The organism is Mesorhizobium sp. M0437 (assembly GCF_040321335.1).
GTDB lineage: Bacteria > Pseudomonadota > Alphaproteobacteria > Rhizobiales > Rhizobiaceae > Mesorhizobium.
Window position 1 is genome coordinate 18188 of sequence record NZ_JAMYRK010000075.1, and the last position, 9023, is coordinate 27210.

The 9023-nt window shown below is 64.1% G+C and carries 10 protein-coding genes; 9 read left to right on the plus strand and 1 reads right to left on the minus strand.

Translation table 11 applies throughout. The annotated features are described in order from the left end of the window. Nucleotides 1–414: 414 nt before the first annotated feature. From NKI72_RS29660 to NKI72_RS29670, 3 genes are all read left to right on the plus strand, one after another. Nucleotides 415–738 carry a hypothetical protein gene (locus NKI72_RS29660; protein ID WP_352469464.1) on the plus strand — a complete coding sequence of 108 codons (324 nt, stop codon included), beginning with the start codon at nt 415–417 and terminating at the stop codon, nt 736–738. Nucleotides 739–804: 66 nt separating this feature from the next. Further along, nucleotides 805–1467, plus strand: coding sequence for a peptide-methionine (S)-S-oxide reductase MsrA (gene msrA, locus NKI72_RS29665; RefSeq protein WP_352469465.1), 663 nt, complete (start codon nt 805–807; stop codon nt 1465–1467). A gap of 215 nt (nt 1468–1682) precedes the next feature. After that, nucleotides 1683–2672: a BMP family lipoprotein gene (locus tag NKI72_RS29670; protein ID WP_352469466.1), complete on the plus strand. Its 990-nt coding sequence runs from the start codon at nt 1683–1685 to the stop codon at nt 2670–2672. 84 nt (nt 2673–2756) lie between these two features. On the opposite strand, the gene NKI72_RS29675 is transcribed toward NKI72_RS29670, so the two are convergent. Then, nucleotides 2757–2963: a SlyX family protein gene (locus NKI72_RS29675; protein ID WP_352851588.1), complete on the minus strand. Its 207-nt coding sequence runs from the start codon at nt 2961–2963 to the stop codon at nt 2757–2759. A 181-nt stretch (nt 2964–3144) separates the two neighbouring features. Here NKI72_RS29675 and NKI72_RS29680 point away from each other — a divergent pair, with 181 nt between their 5' ends. The 6 genes from NKI72_RS29680 to deoA form a co-directional block, all read left to right on the plus strand. After that, nucleotides 3145–4677 (plus strand): ABC transporter ATP-binding protein, encoded by a 1533-nt coding sequence (locus NKI72_RS29680; protein ID WP_352851589.1) that lies wholly within the window; start codon nt 3145–3147, stop codon nt 4675–4677. Continuing rightward, nucleotides 4674–5813: an ABC transporter permease gene (locus tag NKI72_RS29685; RefSeq protein WP_352469470.1), complete on the plus strand. Its 1140-nt coding sequence runs from the start codon at nt 4674–4676 to the stop codon at nt 5811–5813. Before NKI72_RS29680 ends, NKI72_RS29685 begins: the two co-directional genes overlap by 4 nt. Nucleotide 5814: 1 nt before the next feature. After that, nucleotides 5815–6786: an ABC transporter permease gene (locus NKI72_RS29690; RefSeq protein ID WP_352469471.1), complete on the plus strand. Its 972-nt coding sequence runs from the start codon at nt 5815–5817 to the stop codon at nt 6784–6786. A gap of 6 nt (nt 6787–6792) precedes the next feature. After that, nucleotides 6793–7185 carry a cytidine deaminase gene (cdd, locus tag NKI72_RS29695; RefSeq protein WP_352488680.1) on the plus strand — a complete coding sequence of 131 codons (393 nt, stop codon included), beginning with the start codon at nt 6793–6795 and terminating at the stop codon, nt 7183–7185. Then, on the plus strand, nt 7182–8000 hold the full coding sequence (locus tag NKI72_RS29700; protein ID WP_352448279.1) for a purine-nucleoside phosphorylase: 819 nt from the start codon (nt 7182–7184) through the stop codon (nt 7998–8000). The genes cdd and NKI72_RS29700 overlap by 4 nt, the downstream gene beginning before the upstream one ends. Continuing rightward, the coding region (gene deoA, locus NKI72_RS29705) for a thymidine phosphorylase (RefSeq protein ID WP_352851590.1) at nt 8000–9023 on the plus strand (1024 nt) is incomplete at its 3' end. The genes NKI72_RS29700 and deoA, both read left to right, overlap by 1 nt.

Sequence of the window (9023 nt, forward strand, 5' to 3'; positions counted from 1 at the left end):
CGACGCGGCCGGTTTCGCCGCGCGGGTTGGGGAGATGCATCTCCTTTGGGATTCCGGTGCCGGAATTCCGGCCGTGGGCGCCGTCAACCAGCGGATACCCTTTCCCCGCACCTGAGCCGTCAAAGCAACAGGCGCGGGGCTCATCTAGTCGATCCGGTGCCGAATGCCAAGACATAACGGCAGTCTATTCGCTTTGCCGGATACGGATGCTCAGCCCATGCCGCTGGGGCACCCGTTGGGAGCCTATCGAAAGGAGCGGCGGAGGTGTGCTTGCCGTCCCCGGCGCGCCACCGGTCCCGGCGAACCGGCGGCCGCAGGTTCAACTTCGCGTGTCGCGATTGCGGATAAAGCACGCAGATCCTATTTAACAGTCCACACGACATTCTGATAAACTCCTGGGGAGGAAGGGTCCGGATGTTCCGCTTTATCTTCCGTCTTGCCGCAATGATCGCGCTTTCGGTTTCGGTCATCATGGCCGTGCTCGATGCGACCCGCTCGGTGGCGGCTTCGGCGCTGGTGATGACTCCGCTCAACACCAGCTGGCTCGCGGTTTCGCCGGATACGCGCAGCGCCTTCGAAAGCTTCGTCCGCGACAAGGTCAACCCGCTGCTGTGGGACGGTGCCATCGCCTGGGTGCTCAGCCAGCCCGGCTTTGCCGTGTTCGCGGTGCTGGCGTTCATTCTTTATGCAATCGGTTACAGGCGGCAGCGCCCCAGCGGGCGGTTCGCCGCAACCTGACATTTCCAGCCTGACCCGGTGATCCCGTACCCGGAAGGCTCAACCAAGAAGAAAAGGAAGCCACACATGTTTCTCAGCGACATGCTGAACAAGAAGCTCAACCTGCCGAAACCCTCCGAGGCGTTGCCCGGCCGCGACCGGCCGATCCCGACGGCATCGAAGCACTTTGTCTCGAACAGGCCGCTCAAGGGTCCTTATCCCGAAGGGATGGAAACGGCGATGTTCGGGCTGGGCTGCTTCTGGGGCGCCGAGCGCCTGTTCTGGCAAGTCGAGGGCGTATGGGTCACGGCGGCCGGCTATGCCGGCGGCGTCACGCCCAACCCGACCTATCAGGAAACCTGCACGGGCCTGACAGGCCATGCCGAAGTCGTGCTCGTCGTCTACGATCCCAAGATCGTGTCCTATGCCGAGCTCTTGAAGCTGTTCTGGGAAAGCCACGACCCGACGCAAGGCATGCGCCAGGGCAATGATGTCGGCACCACCTACCGTTCGGCGATCTATACGTTCAACGACGCGCAGTACCAGGCGGCGCTCGCCTCGCGCGATGCCTACGAGGCTTCGCTGCGCGGTGCCGGACGCGGCAAGATCACCACCGAGATCGCGCCGGCGCCGGAATTCTACTTCGCCGAGGAAGACCACCAGCAATATCTGGCGAAGAACCCTTACGGCTATTGCGGCCTGCAGGGAACCGGCGTCACCTGCGCCATTCCGGCCGCCGTCTCCGCCTGATTTTATGCCCCTGACGCAAGGAATATGCTGTGGCGCCGCGATGCGGCGCCATGCTTTTCCAAAGGGTCAAAATTCCACGTGAATTTTGTTTCGGGCCGTGCCAGATTGACCCGAAGCGGGAGGAAGACACTCCTGCCCGACACCGTATGCCTGCCGGAGAACCGGGCCGGCATGCGGTGCATAATGGACAAATAACCGACAGGGGTGTGGATCACATGAAACGTATCGTTCTCGGCCTCATGGCCGCAGCTGCAATGGTTCTTCCGGCCTTCGCCGCGGACATTCAACCCGCGATCCTCTATGATCTCGGCGGCAAGTTTGACAAGTCGTTCAACGAGGCATCCTTCCACGGCGCTGAAAAGTTCAAGACCGAGACCGGCATCCCCTATGTGGAATTCGAGGTCAGCAACGCCACCCAGCGCGAGCAGGCGCTGCGCCGTTTCGCCGAGGACGGCCGCAACCCGATCGTCATGGCGGGCTTCTCGTGGGCTGACGCGCTTGACAAGATCGCAACCGAGTTCCCCGACACCAAATTCGCCATCATCGACATGGTCGTCGACAAGCCCAATGTCCGCTCCCTGGTCTATAAGGAGCAGGAAGGCTCGTACCTCGTCGGCGTGATGGCGGCGATGGCTTCCAAGACCAAGAAGGTCGGCTTCGTCGGCGGCATGGATATTCCGCTGATCCGCAGGTTCGGCTGCGGCTATGTCGGCGGCGCCAAGGCGGCCGGGGCCACCGACGTCATCCAGAACATGACCGGCGATACGCCGGCAGCCTGGAACGATCCGGCCAAGGGCGGCGAGATCGCCAAGACGCAAATCGACCAGGGCGCCGACGTAATCTACGCAGCGGCGGGCGGCACCGGTGTCGGTGTGCTGCAGGCAGCGGCCGACGCCGGCAAGCTCGGCATCGGCGTTGATTCCAACCAGAACGGCCTGCAGCCCGGCAAGGTGCTGACCTCGATGGTCAAGCGCGTCGACGTTGCCGTCTACAACACCTTCATGGATGCCAAGAACGACAAGTTCACGGCGGGCGTCAACGATCTCGGCCTCAAGGAAGGCGGGGTCGACTACGCCATGGACGACAACAACAAGGCGCTTGTCGACGATGCGATGAAGGCGGCGGTCGAAAAAGCCAAGGCCGACATCATAGCCGGCACCATCAAGGTGCACGACTACATGTCGGACAATGCCTGCCCGTATTGATCGATTGCTGTTATTGATCGACTGGCACTGCTGAAGTGACGAGCCGCCGGGTGAAAGCCCGGCGGTTTTGTCTTGTCGGCCCGCTCACCAGTGCGGCGGCTTGGTCACCGGCACGTCGGGCGCGGCCTGTTCCTCCAGCGCCAGGAAGCGCTCGGCCAGCGCGTCCAGCTTGCGCTGCATGCGCTCGATCACCTTCCACTGCTCGGCGATCTGGCCGGACAGTTCCTCGATGTTCTCCTGCTCGGCGGCGCGGATTTCCAGCGTCGTCAGCCGGTCCTCGGGCATGGTCATTTGAAATCCTCGATCAGGCGATTGTGCAGGGTGCGGCCACGTTGGAAATTGACAAGCATGGCGGGATTTGTCGAGAGTGAACCCTGCTCCGGCCAATTGGTAGGGACCCAATTGGCACAGACTGGGCGTCATGCTAGGCGTTTGACCAAGCGGTAAAAAAATAACAGTGGGAACAGGCTGCATGGCGCAAGCCGCAATCGAGCTGATCGGCATCGACAAGAGCTTTGGCGCCGTGCGCGCCAACCGCGACATCAATCTGGAGATTATGCGCGGCACTATCCATGGCATCGTCGGCGAAAACGGCGCCGGCAAGTCGACGCTGATGTCGATCCTCTATGGTTTCTACCAGGCCGATTCCGGCGAGATCCGTGTCGGCGGCCAGCCGGCATCGATCAAGACGCCAAACGATGCGATCGCGCTCGGCATCGGCATGGTGCATCAGCATTTCATGCTGGTCGACAATTTCTCGGTGCTGGAAAACGTCATTCTCGGCGCCGAAAGCGATGCGCTGCTGAAGAAGAGCATTGCCAAGGCGCGTTCCGAGCTGGAGCGGCTCGAGCGCGAATACGGGCTCGAAGTCGATCCCGACGCCATCATCGAGGAGTTGCCGGTCGGCCTGCAGCAACGCGTCGAAATCCTCAAGGCGCTCTATCGCGGCGCCGAGATCCTGATCCTCGACGAGCCGACAGGCGTGCTGACGCCGGCCGAGGCCGACCATCTGTTCCGCATCCTCAGGCAGCTGAAGGAGCAGGGCAAGACGATCGTGCTGATCACCCACAAGCTGCGCGAGATCATGGCGATCACCGACACGGTCTCGGTGATGCGCCAGGGCACCATGGTGGCGACACGCGAAACCAGGAAGACCACGGTCGAGGAGCTGGCCGAGCTGATGGTCGGCCGGCGCGTGCCGCTGCGCGTCGAAAAGGGCGAGGCGAAGGCCGGCGGCGTCAAGCTCGCGGTCAAGAACCTGACGGTCAAGGATTCCCGCGGCGTCACCATGGTCGACGACGTCTCCTTCGACGTCCATGCCGGCGAGATCGTCGGCATTGCCGGCGTCGCCGGCAACGGGCAGTCCGAATTGCTCGAGGCGATTTCCGGCATCAGGCATGCCGTTTCGGGCTCGGTCATGCTCGACGGCAAGCCGATCGACCTCACCGGCGCCGCCGACCCTGGCGAGCTGCGCGAGCGCGGCCTCGCCCATGTGCCGGAGGACCGCCATCATGTCGGGCTCGTGCTGGCCTTCGAGGAAAACGAGAATTCGATCCTCGGCTACCAGGACGACGCGCGCTATCTGAAGGGGCCGTTTCTCGACATCGACGCCATCCGTAACGATGCCAGGGACAAGATCGTCAAATATGACATCCGCCCGGCGGACTGCCGCCTCAAGACCGCCAATTTCTCCGGCGGCAACCAGCAGAAGATCGTGCTGGCGCGGGAAATGGAACAAGATCCCGGCGTGTTGATCGTCGGCCAGCCGACACGCGGCGTCGATGTCGGCGCCATCGAATTCATCCACAAGCGCCTCATCGCCATGCGCGACCAAGGCAAGGCGGTGCTGGTGGTTTCGGTCGAGCTCGACGAGATCCGCTCGCTGTCCGACCGCATCCTGGTGATGTTTGCCGGCCGCATCGTCGGCGAACGCGGCCCCGACGCGACCGAGGGCGAGCTCGGCCTGCTGATGGCCGGCGTCGAGCAGCGCGAGGCGGCGGAATGAGCACTCCCTATGCCAAGCTGCCGGCCTGGGCCGACTACGTGCTGATCCCGCTGATCAACCTGTTCGTCGCCTTCGTCGTTGCCGGCTTCGTCGTCATATTGGTTGGCGAGAACCCACTGCGCGCAGCCGTCGTCCTGGTCGAGGGTGCCTTCGGCCGCGGCCAAGGCATCGCGTTCACGCTTTTCTATGCCACCACCTTCATCTTCAGCGGGCTTTCGGTGGCGGTTGCGGCGCATTGCGGCCTGTTCAACATCGGTGGCGAGGGCCAGGGCTATATCGCCGGTCTCGGCATCGGCATTGTTTGTCTGGCCTTCGACAGCTTCCTGCCTTGGTGGCTGACCTTCCCGATCGCCATTATCGCCGCCGCGGCGATGGGCGCGCTGTGGGCGCTGATCCCGGCCTATCTGCAGGCCAAGCGCGGCTCGCATATCGTCATCACCACCATCATGTTCAACTTCATCGCTGCCAGCGTCATGGTCTATGCGCTGGTGGGGATGCTGAAGCCGCCCGGCTCGATGGCGCCGCAGACGCGCACCTTCCTCGAAGGCGCGCAATTGCCGAAGCTCAACTGGGTCATCGAATTGTTCGGCGCCAAAATCCGTTCGGCGCCATTCAACGTCAGTTCCCTGCTGGCGCTAGCCATGGCCTTTCTGGTGTGGGTGCTGATCTGGCGCACGAAGCTCGGCTACGAGATGCGCACCTATGGCCACAGCCCGAAAGCGGCGCGTTATGCCGGCATTTCGGAGATCCGCATCATCATCATTGCGATGATGATCTCGGGCGCGCTGGCCGGCATGATGGCGCTCAACCCGACGATGGGCGACCAGCACAATGTCGCGCTCGAATTCGTTTCGGGCGCCGGTTTCGTCGGCATCGCGGTGGCACTGATGGGACGCCTGCACCCGGTCGGCATCGTGCTGGCGGCGATCCTGTTCGGCATGCTCTACCAGGGCGGCGCCGAGCTCGCCTTCGAGATGCCGGTGATCAGCCGCGACATGATCGTCATCATCCAGGGCCTCGTGATCCTGTTCGCCGGCGCGCTCGAGCATATGTTCCGGCCCTACGTCCAGGCGTTGTTCGCCTCGCTCAGCCCGAAATCGGTCGGCATGGAAGCGGTCAAGGGGAAGGGCGCCTGAGATGGATTTCTTCAACGCTATCGTGCAGGTCCTGGACTCGACCATCCGCCTGTCTGTGCCCTTGCTGCTCGCCTGTCTCGCCGGCCTCTATTCGGAGCGGGCCGGCGTCTTCGACATCGGGCTCGAGGGCAAGATGCTTGTCGGCGCCTTCGCCGGTGCGGCCGCCGCCTCGGTCTTCCACTCGGCCTATCTCGGCCTCGGCATGGCCATCCTCATCTCGGTTGCCTTCGCGCTGATCCACGGCTTTGCCTCGATCACCCATCGCGGCAACCAGATCGTTTCCGGCGTCGCGATCAATTTCATTGCCGCCGGATCGACGATCATGCTCGGCCAGGCCTGGTTCCAGCAAGGCGGGCGCACGCCGGCGCTGGCCGCCGGCGAGCGCTTCGAGGCAATCATCTGGCCGGGCGCAGAGGCGCTCAGGAGCGTTCCGATTCTCGGGCCGATCTATTCGGAACTCATCTCCGGCCATTCCGTGCTGGTCTATCTCGCCTTCCTGGCCGTGCCGTTCACCTGGTGGGTGCTGTTTCGCACCCGCTTCGGCTTGCGCCTGCGCGCCGTCGGCGAGAACCCGGCCGCGGTCGACACCGCCGGCATATCAGTCGCCTGGCTGCGCTATCGGGCGCTGATCTGCACCGGCGTGCTCACCGGCATTGCCGGAGCCTATCTGTCGATGGTGCAGAATGGCGGCTTCGTGAAGGACATGACCGCCGGCAAGGGCTATATCGCGCTGGCCGCGCTGATCTTCGCTAAATGGAAACCGGTCAACGCCATGTTCGCCTGCCTGCTGTTCGGCTTCCTCGACGCCGCGTCGATCCGCCTGCAAGGCACGCCGCTGCCGCTGATCGGCAAGGTGCCGGTGCAATTCATGCAGGCGCTGCCCTATGTGCTGACCGTCATCCTGCTTGCCGGCTTCATCGGCAAGGCAATCCCGCCGCGCGCCGGCGGCGTGCCTTATGTCAAGGAACGCTGATCTATTATGGCTCATGATCTGTTCGAAGCGGCGAAAGCCGCCATGGCCAAGGCCTATGCGCCCTATTCGAAATTTCCGGTCGGCGCGGCGTTGCGCACCGAGGACGGCCGTGTCTTCACCGGCGCCAATGTCGAGATCGCGTCCTATCCGGAGGGCTGGTGCGCCGAAACCACCGCACTTGCCAACTACATCATGGGCGGCGGCGGCAAAATCACGGAAATCGCCGTGATCGCCGAACGCGTGGCAAAATGCTCGCCCTGCGGCGGCTGCCGGCAGCGGCTGGCGGAATTCTGCCGGCCGGAGACGAAGTTCTATCTCTGCGATGATAGCGGCGTGGTCGAAACCGTGACCATGGGCGAGTTGCTGCCATACGGGTTTGAAGGCGATGTGCTGAAATGAAGGAAGCGCTCGATCACCTCGTCGAAAGGCTGGACGGGCTGGCGCCGACTACCGCCTTGGTGCTGGGGTCAGGGCTTGGCGGGCTTGTCGACCAAGTCGAGGATGCGGTGCGCATCTCCTACGCCGACTTGCCGGGGTTTCCCCGAAGCGGAGTCAGCGGCCATGCCGGCGAGGTGGTGGCGGGGCTCTTTGCCGGCACGCCGGTGCTGATGCTGTCCGGCCGGGCGCATTATTACGAGCACGGCAACGCGGCGGCGATGCGGCCGGCACTCGAGGTGCTCGCCGGCCTCGGCATCTCCAGGCTGATCCTCACCAACGCCGCCGGTTCGGTCGATCCCGGGATGGGCCCGGGCTCGGTGATGCTGATCACCGACCACATCAATTTCTCGGGCTCCAACCCGCTGATCGGCGAACCGAGCGACCGCCGTTTCGTCGGCCTGACCGAAGCCTATGACGCCGGTCTCCGCTCCGCCATCGAGCAGGCGGCGAAGGCCACCGGTACCACGCTGCACAAGGGCGTCTATATGTGGTTCTCCGGCCCATGCTTCGAGACGCCCGCCGAGATCCGCATGGCGCGCGTCATGGGCGCCAACGCGGTCGGCATGTCGACGGTGCCGGAGGTCATTCTCGCCCGCTTCCTTGGGCTGCGCGTCGCCGCCTGTTCGGTCGTGACCAACCTTGCTGCCGGCATGACCGGAGCCGAGCTGTCGCACCAGGAGACCAAGGACATGGCGCCGGTTGGCGGTGCGCGGCTGGCGACCATTCTGCAGCGTGTTTTTCAGGACGGGCTTCCGGAGCACAGGGTCGACGCCTGATGCTTCCCCAGGAAATCATCCGCCGCAAGCGCGACGGCCAGAAGCTCTCGGCTGAGGAGACAGCGTTCTTCATCGAGGGTCTGACCGCCGGCACAGTCACCGACGCGCAGGTCGGCGCCTTTGCCATGGCGGTGTTCTTCAACGGCATGAGCCGCGACGAGGCGGTGGCGCTGACTATGGCGATGCGCGATTCCGGCGATGTGCTCGACTGGTCGGATCTGCCCGGCCCGGTCACCGACAAGCATTCGACCGGCGGCGTCGGCGACAATGTCTCCTTGATGCTGGCGCCGATCGTCGCTGCCTGCGGCGCCTATGTGCCGATGATTTCCGGCAGGGGTCTGGGCCATACCGGCGGCACGCTGGACAAGATGGATGCCATCCCCGGCTATATCAGCCAGCCGGATGTTGCGCGCTTCCGCAAGACGGTGCTCGAAACCGGCTGCGCCATCATCGGCCAGACCGCCGATCTCGCACCCGCCGACGCCAGGCTCTACGCCATCCGCGATGTGACGGGAACGGTCGAATCGGTGCCGCTGATCACTGCTTCGATCCTGTCGAAGAAGCTGGCCGCCGGCCTCAATTCGCTGGTGCTTGACGTCAAGGTCGGCAACGGGGCCTTCATGGAGAAATCGCGCGACGCAACCGCACTGGCCAACAGCCTGGTCGACGTCGCCAATGGCGCCGGCCTTAAGGCCTCGGCGCTGGTCACCGGCATGAACGAGCCCCTGGCGTCCGCCGCCGGCAATGCGGTCGAGGTGCGCAACGCCGTCGATTTTCTCACCGGCCGCTTTCGCGACCGGCGGCTGGAGGACGTGACGCTGGCGCTGGCCGCCGAGATGCTGCAATCGGCAGGCCTGGTGTCGTCCAACCAGGGCGGCCTGCGCCGCGCCGCCGAAACGCTGGCCGGCGGCCGCGCCGCTTCCATCTTCGCGCGCATGGTGGCGGCACTGGGTGGTCCCGTCGACTTTGTCGACAATCCGGAAAAATATCTGCCGAAAGCGGCCACGGAATTCGCGGTCAAGG